Source organism: Sphingobium sp. S6 (assembly GCF_905120495.1).
Lineage (GTDB): Bacteria > Pseudomonadota > Alphaproteobacteria > Sphingomonadales > Sphingomonadaceae > Sphingobium > Sphingobium agri.
On record NZ_CAJHOG010000001.1, the window covers coordinates 519,576 to 542,088 of the forward strand.

A 22,513-nucleotide genomic window follows, 5' to 3' on the forward strand; every position below is an offset into this window, starting at 1 on the left:
GGCATCCACCTTATGTCTCCAAATAGCGCCGCTCATGCTCGCGGACCTTGCCGGTTTCGAGCAGCCGCGCCTGCGTGCGCCATTCCTCGCGCGCGATCGTTCCCGGTTCCCGCCCCAGCCGTGCCTCCAACGCCGCTTGCTGCTCGTCACTGATCGCGCCAAGCTGGTCATAACGATGATAGCCCGCCTCATGCAGTGCGGCCGCATCTGCCGCTGAAATCCCTCTGACCCGTGTCAGATCATCCCGATCAGAGCGATCATGCCCAACGCCGGGAGGAACAGCCGCCACCCGCGCATCCCGTTCCTTTAACGTCTGCCGATGCGCGATCTGCTCGTTCCGCCACAGCCGCTTATATTTGCCGCGTCCGCTCATCATCAGGCCCAGCACAAGCCCAACGAGCAGTGCGATGACCAGCAATATGATTTCGTTCAAAGTGAAAGCCATGCCTCGCCTCCTTCCCCCAATCCGCAACGAGCAAATGCCGGGAAAAGTTGCGCCTGCGAAACTGCGACGGCAGCCCCGTAAAAAAAGTGAAAAAGGGGCTTGCCCAATCATCCGCCCCCCTCTATCTGCCGCTCCACAACGCGCCCGTAGCTCAGCTGGATAGAGCATCAGACTACGAATCTGAGGGTCGGACGTTCGAATCGTTCCGGGCGCGCCATTTTCTTTTCCCAAGAAAATCAGCAGCATGTAAGATGATCATAGGTGATTGTCTTAGCTGTTGAGGCGCGACTGTGCCGGTCGGAAGTCCAACAAATATCGGCCCGTTAGTAACAGGGGAAGCCACCCGGCTGAACGGTGGGCGAGCTTGTCGGCAAGCGCATCATTTCCCACCGCAACCCGTCCGCGTCAGCGCTTCGTCGCCATCTCGATCATCGCATCGATGTCAGCATGCAGCTCCAACTGCCCGGCAATGTCATCGAGCGCCTGTTCCACCGACGCGGCATAATCCACCGCTCCGGATTTCACGCCCAACGACGCCAGCAATCCAGCACGCGCTTCCGTGCTGGCAAAGAGGCCGTGCACATAGGTGCCGCAAATGCGGCCGTCCGCACTGACAGCTCCATCCGTCCGGCCATCGGCCAGTCGCGCAAAATGCCGCGCGCGATCGGGGCCGTCGGTCAGGCCGACATGCATCTCATATCCCGTGAAGCTTTGCCCCCACGCCGTGCCTGCCACCCGCTCCAGCGACTTATCGCCCGTCAACCGTGTGTCCACATCAAGCAGGCCCAGCCCCTCGATCCTTTCCGGTTCCCCCTCGATACCGTCAGGATCTGAGATGCTGCGGCCAAGCATCTGATACCCTCCGCAAATGCCCAAAATGGGCCTGCCGCGCCGATGATGCGACAGGATGTCGATGTCCCATCCCTCCGCCCGCAATGCGCGCAGGTCGGCGATGGTCGCCTTCGAACCCGGCAGAATGATCAGGCTGGCCTCGGCGGGGATCGGTTGCCCCGGCGGCACCATGACAAGCTCCACGTCAGGCTCGAGCTTGAACGGATCGAGATCATCGAAATTCGCGATGCGGGGCAGGACAGGGCAGGCAATCACCGTCCCCCTGGCGCCACGATCGATATTCCTCTCCAGCACCACGGCGTCTTCGCTGGGCAGCCTGGCAGTGGCCGATAGCCAGGGGATCACGCCAAAGCCTCGCCAGCCTGACAATTGCTCGATCTGGCGATAGCCATCCTCGAACAGCGCAGGATCACCACGGAACTTGTTGATCAGAAATCCTCGGATCATCGCAGCATCCGCCGGATCGATAATGGCCTTGGTGCCTGCGATCGCGGCAATGACGCCGCCACGATCTATGTCGCCGACCAGGATGACAGGCACATCCGCCGCCCGCGCGAAGCCCATGTTCGCGATATCACCGGCCCGTAAATTGATTTCGGCGGGCGATCCGGCGCCCTCGACCACGACGATGTCGCATTGCTGCCGCAGCCGCTCGTAGCTCTCCATCACCGCACCCAAAAGCTCGGCTCGCGCCGTCCGGAAATTCCCAACGCCCAGAGTGCCACGAACCTTGCCATGCACGACCAGTTGCGACGTCCGGTCAGCCTGCGGTTTCAGCAGCACCGGGTTCATGTCGCTATGCGGCTCCATCCCGGCCGCCAGCGCCTGGAGAGCCTGGGCCCTGCCGATTTCTCCGCCATCGGCAGTGACGGCTGCATTATTGGACATGTTCTGCGGCTTGAAAGGACGCACGCTGTAGCCACGGCGCACCAGCGTGCGGCACAGCCCCGCAACGAGCACCGACTTGCCGACGTCGGATCCTGTTCCCTGAAGCATGATCGCGGCCATGGAGCGCTCCTGCATGCGGCTCCGCTCCCGGTCAACCGCCGCCTTGCCCCGAAACGCCGTTCAGTAGGTCAGGCGCCGCCGCATCTCGACGGCATCGATGATCATCCCGCCGGCCATGAATACCGATCCGGTGCATGCCAGGGCAAGCAATTGGCCGCCGAAACCGGGATATTGCCCCATATAGACGATGCCGCGCTCCGTAGCGCCCAGTGCAAGCGCATAGATGACCAGAAACGCCTCGAACTTCGTCTTGATCGTGAAAAGGCGCTTGATCCGGTTCATCATTCCACTCGAGCTGCGACTAGCTCTAAGGAATTAAGTCGCCCGAAAGTTGCAAATGGTCAACAAGCATTAACCACGATTGTTCGATCTGCGCGATCAGGCGGGTGTCGGCAAGATCAGTGGCGATGATCTCCTCGGGCCAACTACGCTCGACAATGTTCGCGATGGCGTCGAGCTTTGCTTCGTTCACCAGAAACCGTGGATCGATATTCGCCGGGTCCGCGACGACCCTCAGCCGCAGGCAAGCTGGTCCTCCGCCATTGGCCATGGATTGGCGCACGTCGACGGGGATCAGCTCCCGGATGGGACCATTGCCCGCGACCAGATTTTCCAGCCATGCCCAGACGCTCCTGATGGCCTTTGCTTCAGCGGGCAGGACCAGAGCCATACCGCCATGGGGCATCGTGACTAGCTGCGCGTTGAAAAGATAGCTTTGGATGGCGTCGGTCAGGCTTATCGCCCGTGCTGGCACTTCGATGATCTGCACCGCCGGGAGGAGCGCCCGCAACTGCGTGTAGAAGCGGTCCTTGTCCGCAAAGGCTTGCTCATGGGCGAACAGCAGGCCTTCATTGGCGACTGCTACGACGTCATTATGGAATGCGCCGGCCGCGATCGCCTCTTGCGACTGCATCACGAACAATGTGCGCGCAGGATCAAGGCCGTGCAGCCGCGCTACCGCCTTGCTGGCTTCGACATGCTGGCGCGCAGGATAGGGACCACCCGATTGGCCATAGACGAATATTTCGACGCCTTGATCCGAATGCCGGTCACACAGCCGCATATGGTTGGCGGCGCCCTCGTCGCCAAAAGGCGCGGGGATCGGCGGATGCACCGCGAATGCGGACCTGTCGGAAAAGGCGACCTGCAATTGGGTGAGCGTCTGCTGCCACTCATGGCTGCGATGGGGCATGGTCACCAGATTGGCGACCGTCAAATGGGTACGCCCGTCTGCCGTGTCCGGCCCCGGCGACACCGTGGCGGCATTGGCTGCCCACATTGACGACGCGGACATGGCGGCCGCCCGGATATGGGGCTCTGCTTCGCTGATGTTCGTGCCCAGTGCGTTCAGCCAGCGACCGTCCGGCCGCCATTGCGGTACGAAAATGCCTTGGGTCAGGCCGAGGCGAAGGTTCGTGCGCATCTTCTCGATGCCTTGCAGGGCGGCTGCCCGGGGGTAGGATGCCGCTCCTGCATTGTTGGCCGAAGCGAGATTGCCATGGCTCAGGCCCGCATAATTGTGGCTCGGGCCGATCAAGCCGTCGAAGTTGATCTCCCTGACGCTCATGCGCGCGGCACCATCGTGAATGACTGCCCCGGCTCGATCGCCAGCCGTTCAGCGCTTTCCCGGTCGAGTGATACGCCCTCGTTGCTGGCGCGTTTGACGAGGCCGTAGGTGCAGCGAAACTCGGCGCGCTGACCGCAAGCGATCAAATGCTTTTCGCCGCCCCCGTCATGGACTGAACCAAGTGTCACATCCTGCGCATGGGCGATGGTTTGCAGCGAGTTGATCTGTCCGACCATCGTCGGCCCGCCGTCGAAAATGTCGACATAGCCCGGATTGGTGAAGCCCTCCGTCTCCAGCATTCGCATTGCCGCGCGGCCATTGGGATGGGGAAGGCCGATGACGGCACGCGCGCTTTCGTTCAGCATGGCGATGTAGATGGGGGTTTTAGGCATCAGGTCGGCGATGAACTGATTGCCATGGATGGCATTGAATTCGTCCGCTTCCTGAAATGTCATGCCGAAAAAGCGCCCGGCCAGGCCGTCCCAAAATGGTGAGCCGCCCGCTTCATCGATCACGCCACGCAGCTCCGCGATCACTCGTTCTCCGAAGCGCTCGCGATGATTACGGATGTAGAGATAACGGCTGCGGGCGAGGAGGAGGCCAAGACCCTCCGCGCGCTCTCGCGGATGCAGGAACAGGCCGCCTACTTCCGTCGATCCCTCGAGGTCCGTGACGAGCGAGAGCATTTCCGCCCGGAACGTCCGCGAAAGCTCGCGGCTATGCTGGGTCAGGACGCCCAGGCGGTAGGAATAAAAGGGCCAGCTTTGCCCGACCTTGCTGAAAATCTGGCAGGTGCCCCGAACTTGCCCTGTAGTGCAGTTTTCGAGAACCATGAGAATGAGTTCGTCTTCAACCTCCCCACCCTCGCGAGCAAGAGCCAGTTCGGTCCGGACCAGCTTCTCTTCCAACGCCTTCCGGTCAGCGGGCAGGTTCGTAAATCCTCCCCCCGTTTGTTTCGCTAATTCATACAGGGTTTGCAGATCATCCGCCCGCGCCGTCCGCATGACAAAGCTCAAGCCATCACCTCCACCGCCAGGGCTCGATCAGGAAAGGACAGCGCCCTCATGCACCGGAGCTTATCAAACGAGCCTGCCCGCCTCCACCCTCGCGGTGGCTTTTAGATGAGCGCTTTGAATTCCTGCAGAATGTCCCGGTAGAGCTTGCGCTTGAAAGGAACTATGACGTCGGGAAGCGCTTCCGGCTCGATCCATTTCCATTCCGAAAATTCCGGGTCAGCGGTAGCGATATCAATGTCGCCATCAGTGCCGAGAAAGCGTGCCAGGAACCACGTCTGCCTCTGGCCGCGGAACTTGCCGCCCCACAGCTTCCCGATGAGTTCAGGCGGCAGGTCGTAAAGATGTTCGTCCCGCGCCTTCGCGATGATCTCGACATGATCCGGCCTGATCCCCGTTTCTTCGCCAAGTTCACGAAGCGCGGCTGCTTTTTCCTCTTCCTCGTGGTCGATCCCACCTTGCGGCATTTGCCAAGCCTCCACCTGGCTATCGATCCGCTGGCCGACAAAAACCTTGCCGTCCATGTTGACGAGCATCACGCCGACACAAGGCCGATACCCGAGTTCCGAATCATTTGGCACTGACGCCATATTGTCCCCTGATCAATGTCCTCGCCGCTAACCCTGGGCCGCAGCTTTCTATATTGCCAAGATAATCGGCCGACCTGCGCCCGTCCATGAGCTAAAAAATACAGTGCCGTATCTGGACAGCTTTTCGCGCCGAAATGGTCGAGGGGTTGGAAGCCTCGCCCAGCAATGGCAAAGCTGTGATATGTCCGATCCCGTCATCCTGTGGTTCCGCCAGGACCTCCGCCTCTCCGATCAAGCTGCCTTGGCGCAGGCGGCCAGCGAAGGACCCGTTATCCCGGTCTACATTCTAGACGATGCAACGCCCAAGCAGTGGAAAATGGGAAGCGCGCAACGATGGTGGCTCCACCATAGCCTCAAATCACTGGATGATAGCCTTCGCCGCAAGGGATCCCGTCTTATCTTGCGCAGAGGGAAGAGCGTAGAGGAACTGCAGCGGCTAAGCCGGGAGACGGGCGCTAAACGGGTGCATGCGCTGGCGCACTATGAACCATGGTGGCGCAATGCGGAAAAGGCAGTAGCCCGCGATCTCGACCTTCAATTGCATGGAGGCATGCTACTGCTCCCGCCCGGCAGCATCCGCACATCTGGTGGAAAGCCCTATCAGATATACACTCCTTTTGCCCGCGCCGCGATGCAGCATATGCCGCCTGCGATCGCCAGTCCGGCCCCTGCTGAGATCGCTTCTCCCCATAAGTGGCCTAAAAGTGAGTCCCTCGACGATTGGGACTTGCTTCCCAGCAAACCTGATTGGGCTGTCCATTTCTCTGACGACTGGTCTCCTGGGGAAGCCGGCGCCCGCCAGAATGTTGCGTCGTTCATGGATGAAGCTGACGAGTATGACACGGCACGCAATCTTCCCTCGATCGAAGGCACATCCCGACTTTCCCCCCACCTGCATTTCGGCGAGGTTTCGCCCGCTTATGTGTGGCACCGCATCAGTGATGCAGCGACCAACGCCACAACCTTCCTCAAGGAACTGCTCTGGCGCGATTATGCGCATACTCAAATTCGGGCATTCCCAGCCTATGGATCACAGAATGCTCGTGCCGGTTTCGACCGGATGCCCTGGCGGGATTTGCGCGAAGCAGGCTCCGATTTAGCGGCGTGGAAACAAGGGCAGACAGGCTATCCGATAGTGGATGCCGGAATGCGGCAGCTTTGGACGACCGGATGGATGCATAACCGAGTCCGCATGATCGCCGCGAGCTTTCTCATTAAACATCTTCTGATCGATTGGCGGCACGGGGCTCAATGGTTTTGGGATACCCTCGTTGACGCAAGCTATGCGAACAACAGCGTGAACTGGCAATGGGTGGCTGGGAGCGGTGTTGACGCAAACCTGTTTTCACGGATCATGGCGCCACTAACGCAGTCTCCAAAATTCGAGGCGGCGGACTATATCAGGAGGTGGGTGCCTGAACTGGTGCATCTGGATGAAAAGGCAATTCATGATCCTGACGCCTTTGAAGCAAGACCGCGATCCTATCCTCCCAAGCGCGTAGGGCATCGCGAGGCGCGCGGACGTGCGCTTGCCGCATATCGGCGCAGCAGAGCGTAACGACAGGATCTATGAGCGAGCTGCAGAGGTGAGGGTATGAACGCAATCGATCCCAAGCGTGGCAGGCGCGCGTCAGCCGTGCGCCGATTGCCTGAGGATGAGCCGAGCCGTTGGTTGGAGCGCCTGGCTGCACCCCACTTCCACCGCCTTCTGGACCGCATCGATTCGGGACTTGAGAAGGGCAAAATCGAAGCGACGCTGCCCGATGGCACGATCAGGATGTTGGGCGGGCAGGCGGGAGGGCCCGCTTGCGAAGTCAGGTTGGTCCGCTGGCGTGCTCTATTGCGGCTGATCGCTGGTGGGTCGGTCGGTTGGTACAGGGCGTGGGCTGCAGGTGAGTGGAGCAGTCCCGATCCGGTCCCGCTGTTTGAATTGTTCATGGCGAATGCTGCGACTTTGGGCAATGTCGCGCGCCCGAACGGCCCGGGACGATGGTTTGCGGCGCTTGCGCATCGCCTGAGGCGCAATAATCGGCGGGGATCGCGTCGCAACATCGCTTATCATTATGACCTGGGGAACGATTTCTACGGCCTCTGGCTGGACCGCAACATGCATTATTCGAGCGCGTTGTTTCGCGATCCAGACGACCGGAGCGAAAGCCTAGAGCGCGCGCAGCAACGCAAGGTGGACGCGATACTGGATCGGCTCGACCTCAAGCAGGGCAGTGCGCTGCTGGAGATCGGCTGCGGATGGGGAGGGCTTGCCGAGCAGGCAATGCAGCGCTGCGCCATCCGCTATGATGGGCTGACGCTATCGACCGAGCAAGCCGATTACGCGCGTGAACGGCTGGGTGTCGGAGCCAATATCCTCCTGCGTGATTATCGCGATGCCCAAGGTCAATATGACGCCATCGCCAGTGTGGAGATGGTGGAAGCCGTTGGCCAGGAATATTGGCCTGCCTATGTGAGTGCGATCCACAGGCTTCTGAAGCCCGGGGGGCGAGCCGCGGTTCAATATATTCTGATCGATGATGCCATTTTCGATCGATATGCCCGTGGAGCTGATTTCATTCAGACCTATATTTTCCCGGGCGGCATGTTGCTTTCCGAAGGCCGCTTCAGGGCTCTGGCGGAGGCCGAAGGGCTGGAATGGCGAGACGTTCACCATTTTGGCCAGCATTATGCGGAGACACTCAGGCGATGGCGCGAGCAATTCGATCGCACTGTCGATCGCGGCCTTCTACCCGCCAGCTTCGACCAGCACTTCGTGGCGCTTTGGCGCTATTACCTCATGTATTGTGAAGGCGGCTTCAGGAGCGGCACGATCGATGTCGCCCAGGTTACGCTGGTCAAGCCCGGCTGACGAATCAATCTATGCGCAGGTGACAACCGTTCGGCTGGTCCGACAGGACGAGGTCGGCGATCGCTTGGCCAACGACCTCCGGTTCTTTCACCGTTGCCGGATCTTCCCCTGGATAGGCTCTGGCCCGCATGGCGGTCCGCGTTGCTCCGGGGTCAACGATATGGGCGCGGATCGCGGAAATATTTTTCACTTCCTCGCCATAGGCGCTGACGAGCGTTTCGAGCGCCGCCTTGGATGCACCATAGGCGCCCCAATAGGCGCGGGGCGCACGTGCGACCGATGAGGTAATCGCAACGACGCGGGCATCAGCGCTAGCGCGAAGCATTTTGTCGAATGCCGCGATCAAGGCCTGCGGTGCCGCTATGTTCAAGGTGAGCTGCCGGGCAAATTCCTTGGTATCGATAGCGGGAACTGCGGCCAAGCTACCGAGCGTTGCGGCATTGAGCACCAGGACATCCAAAGCCTGCCACCGGCCAGATACCGCCTGCGCCAGTCGTCCGATGCTCTCTCCATCTATGAGGTCAAGTGGCGCGATGGTCGCGCTGCCGCCGACGCCGTGAATATATTCTTCCACCTCCTCAAGCCCGCCAGCGGTTCTGGCCGTCAAAATGACGTGAGCACCGGCAGCGCCCAACGCCTTGGCGGTGGCAGCGCCGATCCCGCGGCTCGCGCCGGTTACCAAGGCAAGCTTACCGGAAAGAGGAAGAGTGGACATGAGGTATCCTGTTCGCCCTTCTGAGTGAAAGGCCGTTCATTGAAAAGGGAATGGCTGCTCAGGCCGAGCAGCCATCCAGATTTGCTTTAGCGATCAGACAACCCGCTCGGCGAGCAGTTCAAGCTGGTTCTGCACCACGGCATCATCCTGATCGGTGAGTGTGGTGGGATAGTCGCCGGTAAAGCAGGCGTCGCAATATTGCGGCCGGATGTCCGCCCGCTTTGCCTCGCCCAGCGCTTTGTAGAGCCCGTCAATCGAGATAAAGGACAGGCTGTCGGCATGGATGAAATCCTGCATTCCGCCGATATCCAGACGATGCGCCAAAAGCTTGGTGCGCTCGGGCGTGTCCACGCCATAGAAGCAGCTATGCTTCGTCGGCGGACTGGCAATGCGCATGTGCACTTCCTTGGCCCCAGCTTCGCGCATCATTTGTACGATCTTGAGGCTGGTGGTCCCACGAACGATCGAGTCGTCGATGAGGACGATGCGCTTGCCCTGGATCAGCGCTCGATTCGCATTATGCTTGAGCTTGACGCCAAGGTGCCGAACCTTGTCCCCCGGCTGGATGAATGTACGTCCGATATAGTGCGAGCGGATGATGCCAAGCTCAAACGGGAGGCCGGATTGTTGGGCATAGCCGATCGCCGCAGGCACGCCGCTGTCGGGCACGGGGATGACCAAGTCGGCATCGACCGGGTTCTCGATCGCCAGTTGAGCGCCGATGGCTTTGCGAACCGAATAGACGCTCGACCCATCAACGATAGAATCGGGGCGGCTGAAATACACATGTTCGAAGATGCAGGGGCGGGGGTGTACGTCGCCGAACGGGCGGTGGCTCCGGACCTCACCATCATGTGTAACGATGACAAGCTCGCCAGGATCGATAGAGCGGACATGTTCAGCACCGACGACATCGAATGCGACGGTTTCAGACGCGAAGATCGTGGCGTCACCCAGCTTTCCCATCACCAGGGGCCGGATACCAAGCGGATCGCGACATGCGATCATGCCTTCAGGCGTCGTCACGATTAGTGAATAAGCACCCTCGATCTGCTTCAGCGCGTCGATGAACTTGTCGAGCAGCGTCCGGTAGGTCGAGGTTGCGACCAGATGGATGATCACCTCGGTATCGGAAGTCGACTGGAAGATCGAACCGCGCCGGATCAACTCGCGCCGAAGCTTCATGGCGTTGGAGATATTGCCGTTATGTGCGACGGCAAAGCCACCGGAATTAAGCTCTGCATAAAGCGGCTGCACATTGCGGAGCGAGGTTTCGCCCGTCGTTGAATAGCGGACATGGCCAGATGCGGTATTGCCCGGCAGGGCGCGAATCACTTCATCACGGTCGAAATTGCCCGCCACATGGCCCATCGCCCGGTGGGTGTGGAAATCATGGCCATCCCAACTGGTGATGCCAGCAGCTTCCTGACCGCGATGTTGCAATGCGTGGAGTCCAAGTGCGACGATCGCCGAAGCGGTCTCCGCCTGGATGACTCCGAAGATGCCGCATTCTTCACGCAGCTTGTCGTCGTCGAACGGGTTTGTCGTAAACATGGGTGCGAGCGGGTCCATAGCCGATGCCGTGCGCCTCAAAGGGCTGCTTCGCGCGCATATAGTGGCTCGATCCTGATTTGTCGCCTGTCTGAAACAAAAAAGGCTGTCGAGCGGCGAAGATGGGAAAGTTTCCTGGGTGGTCGCGGACAGAAAAGCGCTACTGGCTTTGCGCGTAAGGCAGAGCTAAAGAGCCTCTCCAAATGCACCGTTTTGCCAATCCTGCCCGCTTCCTGAAGATCGCGCGGCCGCTGACCGCCTGGCTGTTCTGGCCTGGGCTGATACTGCTTTTGGCAGGTGCGGGTTGCGGTCTTCTTGTTACCCCGGCTGATTATCTGCAGGGTGAAACGGTAAGGATTCTTTATATTCATGTGCCTGCCGCATGGCTGGGGATGGCGGGATGGACCGGGATCGCGATATCCGCGCTGATGCAGCTTATATGGCGGCATCCGCTTGCAGCTGTTGCGGGGCGGGCCATTGCAGTTCCAGGCGCATTATTTACCGCGATCTGCCTCGTCACGGGATCTATCTGGGGCCGTCCCACCTGGGGAACGTGGTGGGAATGGGACGGTCGGATGACCTCCATGCTGGTGCTCTTCTTCCTCTATCTGGGATATATAGCGCTGGCCAATGCAAGTGCGCGGCAGGATCAGGGTGGCGTCAGTTCCGTGACGGCAATCTTCGGTCTTGTCGGGGCCGTGAATATCCCCATCATCAATCGCTCGGTCGTGTGGTGGAACAGCCTGCATCAGGGCCCCAGCATCACGCTGCGAGGATCAAGCATCGACCTGTCGCTTCTCTGGCCACTTGGCTTCACGCTCACGGGATTTTCCCTCCTGTTCGGGGCAATCGTGCTGATGCGGATGCGGACCATATTGGCGCGGAATAAGGTTGAGGCGCGCATGCAGCGGCTGGCGCGGGGGTAATCGACATGGATCAGTGGGCTTTTGTCGCCGGCGCCTACGCGCTGACCTTTTTGGGCACGCTCGTCCTGTGCCTTTCCTGCTGGCGCTCCATGCGCGACGCGGAGGCAGCGGCGCAGAAATTGACGGACAGGTCATGAAAGCGAAGCATCAACGCCTCGTCCTCGCGCTGGTCGCGCTCTTCGCCTTGATCGGTGCGGGCTTGCTCGCTGCCTCTGCGCTCCGCGACGAAGCCGCCTATTTCTATGCGCCCGCCGACGTTCGCGCGAAAGGTGTAGAAGAGGGCAAAGCCATTCGTCTCGGCGGCATGGTGGTCAACGGCAGCCTCAAGCGGGCGGCAGACGGCGTAACCCTGCATTTTGACGTGACCGACGGGAAGGCGACTGTTCCTGCGGTATTCAAGGGTATTGCGCCTGATCTTTTCAAGGAAGGGTCTGGTGTAGTTGCGGAAGGGGCGTTTGATGGCGCGGGCACCTTCGTTGCCACGAACCTGCTGGCGAAGCATGACGAACGTTACATGCCTCGGGAGCTGGAAGGCCTGCAATATAACGAAACGACCCACGAGATGAAGGCGGGCCGGTGAGAGCGGCATTCATGACCATCGGGCCTCGGTCAGCGGTGAGGGCGGCATGATCGCAGAAGCAGGTCTCGTCGCGCTATGGCTGGCCGCAGCGCTCGCGTTTCTTCAATTAGGTCTGGTGGCTTTCGGACTGGCGGGAAAGAAAAGCGAACTGCTCGAGGCCGTGCGGCCGGTAGCGGTCGCCCAAGGGGCGCTGACCACCATCGCCTTCACCGCACTGATCGCGCTGTTCATGCGATCGGACATGTCCGTGTTGCTGGTCGCCAACAACAGCCATTCGATGAAGCCATGGCTGTACAAGTTCGCTGGAACATGGGGCAATCATGAAGGGTCCATGCTGCTCTGGGTCACCGTCATGGGCGTGGCTGGCGCTGCGGTGGCCTTGTTCGAACGAGCGCTACGGCGAGATACGCATATGGCGACACTCGGCGGACAGGCTGCGATCAGCCTTGGATTCTATGCATTTCTGCTTTTTGCTTCCAATCCTTTCGCGCGGATCAATCCGCCCGCGGCTGATGGTCAAGGGCTCAACCCGCTGTTGCAGGACCCTGGCCTCGCCTTCCATCCGCCCACCCTGTATCTCGGATATGTCGGGTTGTCGGTGGCTTTTTCCTTCGCGATCGGCGCGCTGCTGACGCGGCAGGTGGATGCATCCTTTGCACGGGCGATGCGGCCGTGGGTTCTGGCTGCGTGGATACTCCTCACGCTCGGCATCACGGCTGGCAGCTATTGGGCCTATTATGAACTGGGCTGGGGCGGTTGGTGGTTTTGGGACCCTGTCGAGAACGCGTCGTTGATGCCGTGGCTGGCGGCGACAGCGCTTTTGCACAGCGTTACGGTGCTCGCCACGCGCGATGCGCTGCGCGCGTGGACGGTGATGTTGGCGGTTATCGCATTTTCGATGTCGATGGTCGGCACATTCCTTGTCCGTTCGGGCATCCTGACCAGTGTGCATGCCTTCGCGGTCGACCCTGAGCGCGGCAGCTTCATCTTGGTCCTGTTGGGAATTTACATCGGGGGAGCGCTCGCGCTCTTCGGATGGCGGGTGGGTGCGGTACGCGAGGGAGCGCCTTTTGAGCTTGTCAGCCGCGAGACCATGCTTGTGGTCAACAATCTGCTGCTCTCTGTCATCCTTGGTCTGGTGTTGATCGGGACGCTCTATCCACTTCTTACCGAAGCCTTTGGGCACAAGGTCTCGGTCGGTGCGCCCTATTTCGATCGGATAGCGGGACCCATCGCACTGATCCTGATGATCGTCATGGCGGCAGGACCTTTGACTCGGTGGCGCCGGGACAATTTGGCTGAGGTTGGGCGGCGATTGATCGTCCCGGCCGTCATCGCCATGATCGCCTTTGCTGCTGTGGCTATACTGGCATGGGGCCGGATCGGCGTGCTGCCGTTCCTCGGGCTGGTCATTGCCCTGGCTGTCGCGGCGGGAAGTGTGGCCCCACTCTGGAAGCGTAATTTGCGGCGTACCCCTCTGTTCACCTGGGGAATGGTTGTTGCGCATTTGGGGTGTGCCGTCAGTCTTGCCGGCATGTCCTGCGATTCCGCTTTCACCGTGGAAAAGCTTGCGGCGGTTCGGCCCGGTGACGTGGTCGAAGCGGCGGGTTGGAAATTGCGTCTCACGCGGATCGTTCCGGTAGCAGGCGATAACTGGACTGCGTTGCAGGCTGACATGGAAGCGAGCCAGAATGGAGGTGCCCCCGTCATGCTGCATCCACAATCGCGCTTTTTCCCGTCACCTCCCACGACCACGACCGAGGCAGCGTTGCTGACGCGTTGGAATGGTCAGCTTTACGTCGTGCTAGGCCAGGAGGCCGACCAGGGACGCTGGCAACTTCGGGTTTGGTGGAAGCCGTTCGTCACGCTGATATGGTTCGGCGGTGCGCTAATCGCTTTAGGTGGCGCGTTGGCGCTGGTGGGACGTGAGCGTCGTGGCTGGCTTCTCAAATGGCGCGGCAAGGCGGGGGCCGCATGAGGAAGCTGCTGATCTGGCTGCCGCTGGCACTCTTTGCGGGATTTTTCATCCTTTTCGCCAGTGGTTTGTTGAAGCCTGACGACCGCGTCATCACGTCGAAGCAGGTGGGCAAGACCTTGCCCGACTTCACTCTGCCGCCAGCGGCGAGCGATCGGCCCGCGTTGATGAGCCGTGAGCTGGCAACGGGCAAACCGCGCCTGCTGAACATCTTCGCCAGTTGGTGTGTGCCCTGTGCCGCCGAGGCGCCCCAACTTCTCGCCTTGAAGCGGGCAGGGGTGGAGATCGATGCCATCGCAATCCGTGACGCTCGTGAGGATGTGGACCGGTTCCTGGCGCGCTATGGCAATCCTTATGCCCGGATCGGGCTCGACGCGCGCAGCAGCGTGCAGATCGCCTTGGGTTCATCCGGCGTTCCGGAAAGCTTCGTCATCGATGGAAAAGGCCGGATCGCCTATCAACATGTGGGCGACATGCGGGCGGACGATATTCCCATGATCCTCCAGCAGTTGGAGGATGCCCGGTGAAGGCCCTGCTGACACTGTTCGCACTGCTGTTGAGCCCCCCGCTTCTCGCGCAGTCGGCGCTTCCTCCTGCTCCCTATGCGGACCGCCAGATCAGTGATCCTGCACTGGAGCGCAAGGCAAAGGCGTTGATGGAGACGATCCGCTGCCTCACCTGTCAAAGCCAGTCAATCGCAGACAGCAATGCAAGCATGGCTGGCGATATGCGGTCGCAGATCAGGGAAAGGATCATGGCCGGGGAAGAGCCCGAACATATTCGCCGCTGGCTGATCGAGCGATATGGTGATTGGGTGAGCTATGAGCCCACAGCTGACCCGGTTCTCTGGCCGCTTTGGGGCGCGCCATTATTGCTGATCGGTCTTGGTTTGCTGCTGTTGCGTGGCCGGATCAAACGGAAGGCACGGCGATGAACGGCTGGCTGATAGCGGCGGCTTTTGCATTCTGTCTCATGGCGTTTCTCATCGCGGTAGGGCGCATTCCGCGCATGTCATGGGAGCTGACGGCTGCGGCTGTGCTGCTTGGGCTCGCCGGTTATGCTTGGCAAGGAAGCCCCGGATTGCCTGGGCAGCCGAAAATGGCATCGGCTTCCACGGACAGGGGGAAGTTTGACGAGCAACTCGCAGAGCGGCGCCGCGGAATGGCGGAGCGCTACGGCAAGGCTGGACAGTGGCTGATGTTGTCGGATGGCCTCGGCAGGCAAGGCAAGACCAAAGAGGCGGCAAATGTCCTACTGGCGGGCCTGAAGCAGACGCCCGATGATCCCAATTTATGGCTGGGGCTTGGGAACGCTTTGATCGCTCATGCGGGTGGGGTGGTGTCGCCGAGCGCCGACTTTGCTTATCGTCGTGCGATGACGCTGGACCCGGACGCCCCTGCGCCACCTTATTTTTATGGCTTGGCCCTCGTTCGCGCCGGTCAGTTGCAGGCCGCAAAGGAGCTGTGGGCGCCTTTGGCCGCTAGAGCTCCCGAAGGATCGGAAATCAAGGCGGAACTGGAACTCAGCATTGCGCGTATCGACGCAATGTTGGCAGCGGGAACGCCTGTCGCCCAGTGATATGGCGGTTCAATTGCGCTGGTCATGGAGGCGTGGTAGGGGGCGCCCCTTCTTAATGAATATTGGGAATTTTCCCGTACATCGCCTAGGCTTGAGTGTCGTATGAATATGACCATCTGGCGTTTCCTTCATGGCTGATCACATGGCGAGCGGCGTCGACCACTCCGGCGACGAATCGGCCGAAGAGCACGGGCACGCGCGTCAGAAGGCCACGCTGAAACTCGTCGTGGGTGCGGTCGGTATCGTGTTCGGCGACATCGGCACCAGCCCGCTGTATGCGTTCCGCGAAACGTTCGCTGGCCATCATCATCTGGCTCTCGATCCCGATCACATCCTGGGTGTCATCAGCCTGATGTTCTGGTCGATGATGCTGGTCGTAACGCTCAAATATGTCACGATCATCATGCGCGCCGACAATAAGGGCGAAGGGGGGAGTCTTGCCCTTCTTGCATTAATCAACGGGCAGACCAAAACGCAGCGTTGGTCTCGCGGAATCGTTTTGCTGGGCGTATTTGCAACCTCGCTTTTTTATGGCGATTCGATGATCACCCCGGCCGTATCGGTGCTGTCGGCCGTCGAAGGGCTGGCAGTTTACAACTCCCAGCTGGCGCCAGCGATCTTGCCGGCCGCTGTGGTCATATTGCTGGGGCTGTTCTGGATTCAGGGCTTGGGGACCAATCGGGTCGCTGCCTTTTTTGGTCCGATAATGCTCGTCTATTTCGTGACGATCGCGGCGTTGGGCGTGATCAGCATCATCAAGACGCCGGGTATTCTCTACGCCTTCAACCCCTATTGGGCGGTCATGTTTTTTCTGACCGATCCGCTACCGGCTTTCCTCGCCCTTGGCGCGGTCGTTCTCGCAGTGACGGGCGCGGAAGCGCTATACGCGGATATGGGCCATTTCGGACGCAGCCCGATCCGCGTGTCGTGGCTCTTCTTCGTGCTCCCCGCCTTGATGATGAACTATATGGGGCAGGGGGCTCTGCTGTTCCGCGAAGGTGCGGCGGCGCTGCACAGCCCCTTCTATCATCTTGCCCCTCAATGGGCACAGCTGCCGCTGGTCGGCCTTGCAACCCTGGCTGCCATCATCGCGAGCCAAGCGGTTATTTCCGGCGCGTTTTCGGTCACGCAACAGGCGATCCAGCTCGGCTTCATGCCGCGCCTGCGGATTGCGCATACCAGCGCCTCGACTGCCGGGCAGATCTATATCCCCATGATCAATTGGGGGCTGATGGTGATGGTGATCCTGCTTGTGCTGGTGTTCCAGACATCGTCCAATCTCACCGCCGCTTATGGTATCGCAGTCACTGGCGCGATGTTCATCGACAATCTGCTGCTGACCGTGCTGCTTTACCGGTTGTGGAAGTGGCGCTGGTATTATTCGGCACCACTGCTGGCAGTGTTCTTCATCGTTGACGGGGCGTATCTCGCAGCGAACTTCACCAAAGTGCCGGATGGCGGCTGGTTCCCGCTGCTGATCGGATTTGTGGTGTTCACGCTGCTGACGACCTGGTCGCGGGGCCGCCGGCTGGTGCAGGATCGGCTGCGCGAGGGCGCCATGCCTATCCCGGTGTTCGTGGCGTCGGCAGCAAACAGCGCCGTTCGCGTGCCGGGAACAGCGGTCTTCATGACATCGACGTCGAACGGAGTTCCGCATGCGCTTCTGCACAATTTGAAGCACAACAAGGTTTTGCATGAACGAGTCATCTTATTAACCGTGAAAATCAGGGATGTGCCGGTCGTGGAAGAGGATGGCCGGTGCAAGTTGGAGGACCTTGGGAAAGGCTTCTTCCGGCTCGTGTTGGAATATGGGTTCATGCAGGAGCCGGATGTTCCGGCGGCGCTCAAGAATGTCACGGGATGCGGGCAGGCATTTCGGATGATCGAAACCAGCTTCTTCCTCGCTCGGCAGACATTGTTGCCGTCCGCCAAGCCCGGAATGCCGCTGTGGCGAGAGAAGATTTTTGCCTGGATGCTGCGCAACGCTGAAAGCGCGATGGAATTTTTCCGCTTGCCGACCAACCGCGTCGTCGAATTGGGCAGCCAGGTAGAAATATAGACGCAGAAAAGGGCGCGGCCATCAGGCCGCGCCCCATGAACATTCCTAAACGGCAGCGGATCAGGCCGCGTCGCGATCCTTGTTGATATCGACGAGTTGACCGCCGTTGATGGAAATTTTCTTCGGCTTCATCGCTTCGGGGATTTCGCGGACGAGTTCGATCGTCAGCAGGCCGTCCGCAAGATCGGCCTTTTCCACCCGCACGAAGTCGGCAAGCTCGAAGCGCCTTTCAAAGCTGCGATTGGCGATACCGACATGCAGGAACTTGGAACGATCCGAACTCGCGCCATCGTCCTTGCGTCCCACAACCTGCAGCAGGTTCTGCTGCGCGGTGATGTCGATCTCATCCGTCCGGAAACCGGCGACGGCGAGCGTCACGCGGTAACGGTCCTCGGAAAGCCGTTCGATGTTGAAAGGTGGGTAGTTGTCGCCCTGCTGCAACCGTGCGTTGTTTTCGATCAGGTCGAAGAGACGATCGAAACCGACGGTGGAGCGGCGATAGGGGGTAAGGTCAAAACCACGCATGTCATAATCTCCATCAGAGCAAAATGAACATACCGGACCCTCAAAAAGGCATCCGGCGATACGATGCGCGACCCCATTTGGCGGACGCGCGAGGTTGATATGGTTGAAGGAAAACCGGTTTCAAGAGGCCTGTCATGGGCGGAATCAAAAGTGCCCGGACCGCGTTTCCACGATCCGGGCACTAATGGACGATTGCTCGTCTCCCCCTTGGCCTGCCTCGACCACTTCTCAGCCCCCTAAGCTTGAAGTGGGAAGCAGTATCCCTGAACCACGGCCATTAACCTGTGCTTCGTTGACTTTGCTATGGCCCGCGGAGGCCGCTGTCACGGGCTATTTCCTTGGCCGAAGATTTTCCCTTCACCCCTGTGGCTGACGTGCAACAATCCGTTGCGCTTGCCGTTAGTGGAGACCCTGCTAGACGGGCACTAATCGACATCACATAAAGGGCCGTTCGCGCCACCATGATCTTATCACGCTACGAACGCATGATCGCCAAGCGCTATCTGCTGCCTGGCAAGGGAGAGGGATTCATCTTCCTGGTCGCGGGCATCAGCCTGGCCGCCGTGATGCTTGGCGTCGCAGCGCTCATCATCGTGATGAGCGTGATGAATGGCTTCCGGGCAGAGTTGTTCGACAAGATCGTCGGGTTGAATGGCCATGCCGTGGTTCAAGGCTATGGCGGACGGTTGCCGGACTGGCGTTCGATCCTGAATGAAGCGAAGGCGACGCCGGGTGTCACCAGCGCCACACCGCTGATCGAGCAGCCACTGCTCGGCAGCTTCCAGGGGCGGGTCGAAGCCGTTCTTGTCCGTGGCATGACCGTCAACGACATCCGGAACAATGCGACCCTGAAGGCAAAGGTGCTCGCGGGGAGCATGGACAATCTTACCGCCAATGCGGGTAAGGTCGGCATAGGATCAAGATTGGCCGAAAATCTTGGTCTTCAGCTAGGTGACAGCATCACGATCATCAATCCGGCAGGCCGGTCGACACCCTTTGGAACGGTGCCGCGCCAGATATCCTACCAAGTCGCTGCGATCTTCGAGGTCGGGGTGTACGACTATGACAAGGCCTTCGTGGTGATGCCGATGGAGGATGCCCAGACGCTGCTGCTCTTGGGCGATGTGGTCGGCATGATCGAGGTGGAGACGGTCGATGCCGATCGGGTCGGCACGATCCTGGAGCCGCTGGCCGGGAAGGTCGCAGGCCGCGCGGTCGTGACCGATTGGCGGCAGATGAACGCGTCCCTGTTCGAGGCGCTGGCCGTCGAGCGGGTGGCGATGTTCGTGGTGCTTTCGATCATTGTGCTTGTCGCCGTCTTCAACATCCTTTCGTCATTGATCATGCTGGTTCGCGCAAAGACGCGCGACATCGCGATCCTGCGCACCATGGGGGCGAGCAGGGTGGGCCTGGTTAAGATCTTCATGACCGTGGGCGTGACGATTGGGTCGCTCGGGATGGCTGCGGGCCTGGTGCTTGGCTTCACCTTCCTCTTCTTCCGTCAGAGCGTCGTGAATGCGATCCAGTTCATGACGGGGCAGAATCTGTGGGACCCTTCGATCCGCTTCCTGACCGAGTTGCCGGCAAAACCCGATCCGATAGAGATCACGATCATCTGCCTCATGGCGCTGATCTTCAGTTTCCTGGCGACGCTTTATCCGGCGTTCAAGGCCGCCAATACCGATCCCGTGCAGGTGCTGCGCTATGAATGACATATTGAAGGTTGCTGGCCTGAAGCGCAGCTTTACCCAGGGCGGCGTGACGATCGAGGTTTTGCGCGGCGTCGACCTGACCGTGGGGCAGGGCGAGATCGTGGCGCTGCTCGGGCCGTCAGGCTCTGGCAAGTCCACGCTGTTGCAGGCTGTTGGCCTTTTGGAAGGCGGCTTCGACGGGTCGATCCGCATCGATGGCGAGGAAGCCGCGCGCCTTGATAATGACGGAAGGACGCGGCTGCGCAGGGACGCGCTGGGCTTCGTCTATCAGTTCCACCATCTGCTTCCGGATTTCAACGCGGCGGAAAATGTCATCCTGCCGCAGGTCATTCGTGGCCAGGACAACAGCGCGGCCCGCGCGCGTGCCGAATCATTGCTCACGTCCCTGGGTCTGGGTCATCGTATTGATCACCGTCCGAGCCAGCTTTCGGGCGGCGAGCAGCAGCGCGTCGCCGTCGCCCGCGCATTGGCGAACCGGCCCGCTCTGATCCTGGCGGACGAACCCACCGGCAACCTGGATGAGCGCACCGCCGACATCGTGCTGGCAGAGTTTCTCCGATTGGTTCGGGAGGAAGGTTCAGCTGCTCTGGTGGCGACCCACAATGAACGGCTCGCGGAAAAGATGGACCGCGTCGTGCGTCTTCATGAAGGGCTGCTGGAAGAGGCTTCAGACCTGAACTGAGGCGTCGTCCCGGACAGTTGCCACCACAATTTGGTTTCTGCCTTGGGCCTTCGCCCGGAGGAGGGCGGCATCCGCAGTTTGGACGAGTTGGCTGGGCCTTCCATGATCAGGATAAGCGGCAAGCCCGAACGATGCCGTGACCGGCCCAAGCTGCTGATGGCCATGCTGCACGCGAAGGTTCTGGATCCTGGCCTGAACCTGCCGTGCACGGTCGATCGCCTGATCCAGGGAGAAGTGCGGCATCAGGAGTACGAATTCTTCACCGCCGAGGCGGAAGGCGTAGCCATCTTCGCGGAGGGATTCGTTCAGAACATTGCCGACTGCCCGCAGCACGGCGTCGCCCGCGTCATGGCCATGCGCATCGTTGAACCGCTTGAAATGATCGATGTCGATCATGAGGCAGGCGAGGGGAGACCGGTCCCGGCTGCTGACCGCGACGGCATCTTCAATGGCTGCGTCGAATTGCCGCCGGTTCGACAGGCCGGTCAGCGCGTCGACCATCGCCATTTCGCGCAGGGCGTCGCGAAGGCGGAGGTTCGCAAGGGCCAGCCCGATATTTTCGGCCAGCATCTCCAGATATTTCTCGCTCCGTTCGATCTGATCGGCCGAGACGTTGGCAGGTTCTTCGAAATACAGGAGGCCGATCGTTTCCCCCTGTGCTGCCAGCGGCATGCAGATGGTGGGAGCAGCGCTTTCCGAACCCAGATGCTCGCAGGGGATGTCGATGATGTTGCCGGAGGGCCGGTGCGTTTGCCCGCGACGCAGCGCCCAACAGGCTGACGGGGAGAATTCCGCCTTGGACCATTGCGGGGACAGCCAGTCGCAGGCCTGACGCATGGCGTTTCGGCGCGCATCATAGATGTACAGCCTGCCCGCGAAGCCCGGCGCGATTTCCGGGGCGAAACGCCGCACGACGCCAGTAAGATCGGCGCTGTTGTCGCAACCCTGAAGCCGCTGCGTCATGCGGGAAAGAAGGTCCTGCATGATGCGATCGGCGTCGCGTTCCTTTTCCAGCCGTTGGCGTTCAAGGCCATTTTCCCGGAAGATTCGGATAGCCTGAGCCATGTCGCCGATTTCATCCACATGGGAAATGTCCGGCGGAATGGCCGCGAAGTCCTGCGCGGCCAGGCGCGTGACGACGTCGCTAAGGCGCACGACGGGATGCAGGATGCGCTGTTTGAGGATGAAATAGAGAACGCAGAGGAACAGGAGCGCGGTCGCCCCGAGCATGATTTCGGACATGCTGCGCCATTGGCGCGCCGTCGCGGTGGCGCGGGCTATGGCTGCTTCGGTCCGTTGGTCCAACATATATTGGAACTTGCCGATCTGAGCGGCGATCCGATCAAGCTCCCGGCCATATTCGTCACCGAACAGGATGGTTCGCGCAGTGTTCTGATCGCCTGCCTGGGCCGCGCGAAGTGCAGCCTCCTGCTCATCGGTCAAAGCATCCGCCCAATGCAGCGCGTCGCGCAGCGCCCTGAGTTCGCCCTCTGTCGCGCCTGCGTCGCGCAAATGGCTGATCCGCTGTTCCACTGAACGCAGCGCGGCCTTTTCACGCTGATAGGCGACGAGGTGGGTAGGATCGCCGGTGATCGAAAAGGATCGCGCCTGTTCGGTCTGGCGATAGCTGTCCTCCAGCAGCGCCGAGGTCAGTTGATCGAAGCGCGCGCGTTGCGCAACTGCTTCGCGTTCATTTTTCTCAGCGCCCGAGGCCATGAGCATCGTGGTTCCGGAGGCGAGGGTAAGCAATAGGGTGGCGCCATATGCCCAATTGGTGATCGTCGACAAACGCATGGGGCGCACACTATATCGGAGAGGTTGGAGAATGCTTAACCGGGTGGAAAGCAGTCTCAAAGAGCGAGATGCCGCCGAATT

The 22,513-nt window shown here is 60.4% G+C and carries 22 protein-coding genes and 1 tRNA gene; 13 read left to right on the forward strand and 10 right to left on the reverse strand.

The genetic code is table 11. The features are described 5' to 3' along the window. Positions 1 to 10: 10 nt before the first annotated feature. Complete coding sequence (locus SPHS8_RS02700) at positions 11 to 445, reverse strand: hypothetical protein (RefSeq protein ID WP_201513784.1); 435 nt, start codon at positions 443 to 445, stop codon at positions 11 to 13. Positions 446 to 585: 140 nt separating this feature from the next. On the opposite strand from SPHS8_RS02700, the gene SPHS8_RS02705 reads away from it, so the two are divergent. After that, positions 586 to 662 (forward strand) — tRNA-Arg (locus tag SPHS8_RS02705). 188 nt (positions 663 to 850) lie between these two features. Here SPHS8_RS02705 and SPHS8_RS02710 read toward each other — a convergent pair. The 5 genes from SPHS8_RS02710 to SPHS8_RS02730 all read right to left on the reverse strand — a co-directional run bounded on the left by SPHS8_RS02710 (position 851) and on the right by SPHS8_RS02730 (position 5,475). Further along, on the reverse strand, positions 851 to 2,305 hold the full coding sequence (locus SPHS8_RS02710) for a cobyric acid synthase (RefSeq protein WP_201513785.1): 1,455 nt from the start codon (positions 2,303 to 2,305) through the stop codon (positions 851 to 853). A 60-nt stretch (positions 2,306 to 2,365) separates the two neighbouring features. Further along, positions 2,366 to 2,587: a hypothetical protein gene (locus SPHS8_RS02715; protein WP_097092760.1), complete on the reverse strand. Its 222-nt coding sequence runs from the start codon at positions 2,585 to 2,587 to the stop codon at positions 2,366 to 2,368. Positions 2,588 to 2,612: 25 nt separating this feature from the next. Further along, positions 2,613 to 3,872, reverse strand: coding sequence for an N-succinylarginine dihydrolase (locus SPHS8_RS02720; protein WP_201513786.1), 1,260 nt, complete (start codon positions 3,870 to 3,872; stop codon positions 2,613 to 2,615). Then, positions 3,869 to 4,888, reverse strand: a complete 1,020-nt coding sequence (locus SPHS8_RS02725) for an arginine N-succinyltransferase (protein ID WP_176502189.1) — start codon at positions 4,886 to 4,888, stop codon at positions 3,869 to 3,871. The genes SPHS8_RS02720 and SPHS8_RS02725 overlap by 4 nt, the downstream gene beginning before the upstream one ends. Before the next feature lie 101 nt (positions 4,889 to 4,989). Next, the gene (locus tag SPHS8_RS02730; protein ID WP_201513787.1) at positions 4,990 to 5,475 is read right to left on the reverse strand and encodes an RNA pyrophosphohydrolase; all 486 of its coding nucleotides are present in this window, start codon (positions 5,473 to 5,475) and stop codon (positions 4,990 to 4,992) included. A gap of 181 nt (positions 5,476 to 5,656) precedes the next feature. On the opposite strand from SPHS8_RS02730, the gene SPHS8_RS02735 reads away from it, so the two are divergent. Then, complete coding sequence (locus tag SPHS8_RS02735) at positions 5,657 to 7,033, forward strand: cryptochrome/photolyase family protein (RefSeq protein WP_201513788.1); 1,377 nt, start codon at positions 5,657 to 5,659, stop codon at positions 7,031 to 7,033. A gap of 36 nt (positions 7,034 to 7,069) precedes the next feature. Further along, entirely contained in the window at positions 7,070 to 8,335 is a 1,266-nt protein-coding gene (locus tag SPHS8_RS02740) for an SAM-dependent methyltransferase (RefSeq protein WP_201513789.1), read from the forward strand. 4 nt (positions 8,336 to 8,339) lie between these two features. Here SPHS8_RS02740 and SPHS8_RS02745 read toward each other — a convergent pair whose 3' ends face one another. Further along, positions 8,340 to 9,050: an SDR family NAD(P)-dependent oxidoreductase gene (locus SPHS8_RS02745; protein ID WP_201513798.1), complete on the reverse strand. Its 711-nt coding sequence runs from the start codon at positions 9,048 to 9,050 to the stop codon at positions 8,340 to 8,342. 93 nt (positions 9,051 to 9,143) lie between these two features. Continuing rightward, complete coding sequence (purF, locus tag SPHS8_RS02750; RefSeq protein ID WP_201513800.1) at positions 9,144 to 10,622, reverse strand: amidophosphoribosyltransferase; 1,479 nt, start codon at positions 10,620 to 10,622, stop codon at positions 9,144 to 9,146. A 182-nt stretch (positions 10,623 to 10,804) separates the two neighbouring features. Between purF and ccmC the strand changes: the two genes are divergently transcribed. The 8 genes from ccmC (at position 10,805) to SPHS8_RS02785 (ending at position 17,719) form a co-directional block, all read left to right on the forward strand. After that, complete coding sequence (gene ccmC, locus SPHS8_RS02755) at positions 10,805 to 11,527, forward strand: heme ABC transporter permease CcmC (protein ID WP_201513807.1); 723 nt, start codon at positions 10,805 to 10,807, stop codon at positions 11,525 to 11,527. 5 nt (positions 11,528 to 11,532) lie between these two features. After that, a complete protein-coding gene (locus SPHS8_RS20575; protein WP_268933216.1) occupies positions 11,533 to 11,664 on the forward strand; it encodes a hypothetical protein in 132 nt (43 codons plus the stop codon). After that, positions 11,661 to 12,107 carry a cytochrome c maturation protein CcmE gene (ccmE, locus tag SPHS8_RS02760; RefSeq protein ID WP_201513808.1) on the forward strand — a complete coding sequence of 149 codons (447 nt, stop codon included), beginning with the start codon at positions 11,661 to 11,663 and terminating at the stop codon, positions 12,105 to 12,107. The genes SPHS8_RS20575 and ccmE overlap by 4 nt, the downstream gene beginning before the upstream one ends. Positions 12,108 to 12,153: 46 nt before the next feature. After that, entirely contained in the window at positions 12,154 to 14,085 is a 1,932-nt protein-coding gene (locus SPHS8_RS02765) for a heme lyase CcmF/NrfE family subunit (RefSeq protein ID WP_201513809.1), read from the forward strand. Then, positions 14,082 to 14,609 carry a redoxin family protein gene (locus tag SPHS8_RS02770; protein WP_201513810.1) on the forward strand — a complete coding sequence of 176 codons (528 nt, stop codon included), beginning with the start codon at positions 14,082 to 14,084 and terminating at the stop codon, positions 14,607 to 14,609. Before SPHS8_RS02765 ends, SPHS8_RS02770 begins: the two co-directional genes overlap by 4 nt. Continuing rightward, positions 14,606 to 15,016: a cytochrome c-type biogenesis protein gene (locus tag SPHS8_RS02775; protein ID WP_201513813.1), complete on the forward strand. Its 411-nt coding sequence runs from the start codon at positions 14,606 to 14,608 to the stop codon at positions 15,014 to 15,016. The genes SPHS8_RS02770 and SPHS8_RS02775 overlap by 4 nt, the downstream gene beginning before the upstream one ends. Continuing rightward, a complete protein-coding gene (locus SPHS8_RS02780) occupies positions 15,013 to 15,660 on the forward strand; it encodes a tetratricopeptide repeat protein (protein ID WP_201513815.1) in 648 nt (215 codons plus the stop codon). The genes SPHS8_RS02775 and SPHS8_RS02780 overlap by 4 nt, the downstream gene beginning before the upstream one ends. Before the next feature lie 130 nt (positions 15,661 to 15,790). Next, on the forward strand, positions 15,791 to 17,719 hold the full coding sequence (locus tag SPHS8_RS02785; RefSeq protein WP_201513817.1) for a potassium transporter Kup: 1,929 nt from the start codon (positions 15,791 to 15,793) through the stop codon (positions 17,717 to 17,719). A gap of 60 nt (positions 17,720 to 17,779) precedes the next feature. Here the strand turns inward: SPHS8_RS02785 and SPHS8_RS02790 are convergent, their stop codons facing one another. Further along, on the reverse strand, positions 17,780 to 18,244 hold the full coding sequence (locus SPHS8_RS02790; protein ID WP_097091489.1) for an Hsp20 family protein: 465 nt from the start codon (positions 18,242 to 18,244) through the stop codon (positions 17,780 to 17,782). A 461-nt stretch (positions 18,245 to 18,705) separates the two neighbouring features. Between SPHS8_RS02790 and SPHS8_RS02795 the strand changes: the two genes are divergently transcribed. Beyond that, positions 18,706 to 19,956 (forward strand): lipoprotein-releasing ABC transporter permease subunit, encoded by a 1,251-nt coding sequence (locus tag SPHS8_RS02795; protein WP_097091490.1) that lies wholly within the window; start codon positions 18,706 to 18,708, stop codon positions 19,954 to 19,956. Further along, the gene (locus tag SPHS8_RS02800; protein WP_201513819.1) at positions 19,949 to 20,638 is read left to right on the forward strand and encodes an ABC transporter ATP-binding protein; all 690 of its coding nucleotides are present in this window, start codon (positions 19,949 to 19,951) and stop codon (positions 20,636 to 20,638) included. The genes SPHS8_RS02795 and SPHS8_RS02800 overlap by 8 nt, the downstream gene beginning before the upstream one ends. Here the strand turns inward: SPHS8_RS02800 and SPHS8_RS02805 are convergent. Then, entirely contained in the window at positions 20,624 to 22,432 is a 1,809-nt protein-coding gene (locus tag SPHS8_RS02805) for a sensor domain-containing diguanylate cyclase (protein WP_201513822.1), read from the reverse strand. The genes SPHS8_RS02800 and SPHS8_RS02805 overlap by 15 nt on opposite strands. Positions 22,433 to 22,513: the final 81 nt, after the last annotated feature.

Bases quoted from the DNA above. Each gene is read 5' to 3' on its own strand.
- SPHS8_RS02800 (WP_201513819.1), top strand. From the start codon at position 19,949: ATGAATGACATATTGAAGGTTGCTGGCCTGAAGCGCAGCTTTACCCAG.
- ccmC (WP_201513807.1), top strand. From the start codon at position 10,805: ATGCACCGTTTTGCCAATCCTGCCCGCTTCCTGAAGATCGCGCGGCCG.
- ccmE (WP_201513808.1), top strand. From the start codon at position 11,661: ATGAAAGCGAAGCATCAACGCCTCGTCCTCGCGCTGGTCGCGCTCTTC.
- SPHS8_RS02790 (WP_097091489.1), bottom strand. From the start codon at position 18,244: ATGCGTGGTTTTGACCTTACCCCCTATCGCCGCTCCACCGTCGGTTTC.
- SPHS8_RS02710 (WP_201513785.1), bottom strand. From the start codon at position 2,305: ATGGCCGCGATCATGCTTCAGGGAACAGGATCCGACGTCGGCAAGTCG.
- SPHS8_RS20575 (WP_268933216.1), top strand. From the start codon at position 11,533: ATGGATCAGTGGGCTTTTGTCGCCGGCGCCTACGCGCTGACCTTTTTG.
- SPHS8_RS02795 (WP_097091490.1), top strand. From the start codon at position 18,706: ATGATCTTATCACGCTACGAACGCATGATCGCCAAGCGCTATCTGCTG.
- SPHS8_RS02735 (WP_201513788.1), top strand. From the start codon at position 5,657: ATGTCCGATCCCGTCATCCTGTGGTTCCGCCAGGACCTCCGCCTCTCC.
- SPHS8_RS02765 (WP_201513809.1), top strand. From the start codon at position 12,154: ATGATCGCAGAAGCAGGTCTCGTCGCGCTATGGCTGGCCGCAGCGCTC.
- SPHS8_RS02730 (WP_201513787.1), bottom strand. From the start codon at position 5,475: ATGGCGTCAGTGCCAAATGATTCGGAACTCGGGTATCGGCCTTGTGTC.
- SPHS8_RS02715 (WP_097092760.1), bottom strand. From the start codon at position 2,587: ATGAACCGGATCAAGCGCCTTTTCACGATCAAGACGAAGTTCGAGGCG.
- SPHS8_RS02720 (WP_201513786.1), bottom strand. From the start codon at position 3,872: ATGAGCGTCAGGGAGATCAACTTCGACGGCTTGATCGGCCCGAGCCAC.
- SPHS8_RS02805 (WP_201513822.1), bottom strand. From the start codon at position 22,432: ATGCGTTTGTCGACGATCACCAATTGGGCATATGGCGCCACCCTATTG.
- SPHS8_RS02745 (WP_201513798.1), bottom strand. From the start codon at position 9,050: ATGTCCACTCTTCCTCTTTCCGGTAAGCTTGCCTTGGTAACCGGCGCG.
- SPHS8_RS02780 (WP_201513815.1), top strand. From the start codon at position 15,013: ATGAACGGCTGGCTGATAGCGGCGGCTTTTGCATTCTGTCTCATGGCG.
- purF (WP_201513800.1), bottom strand. From the start codon at position 10,622: ATGGACCCGCTCGCACCCATGTTTACGACAAACCCGTTCGACGACGAC.
- SPHS8_RS02740 (WP_201513789.1), top strand. From the start codon at position 7,070: ATGAACGCAATCGATCCCAAGCGTGGCAGGCGCGCGTCAGCCGTGCGC.
- SPHS8_RS02770 (WP_201513810.1), top strand. From the start codon at position 14,082: ATGAGGAAGCTGCTGATCTGGCTGCCGCTGGCACTCTTTGCGGGATTT.
- SPHS8_RS02700 (WP_201513784.1), bottom strand. From the start codon at position 445: ATGGCTTTCACTTTGAACGAAATCATATTGCTGGTCATCGCACTGCTC.
- SPHS8_RS02785 (WP_201513817.1), top strand. From the start codon at position 15,791: ATGGCTGATCACATGGCGAGCGGCGTCGACCACTCCGGCGACGAATCG.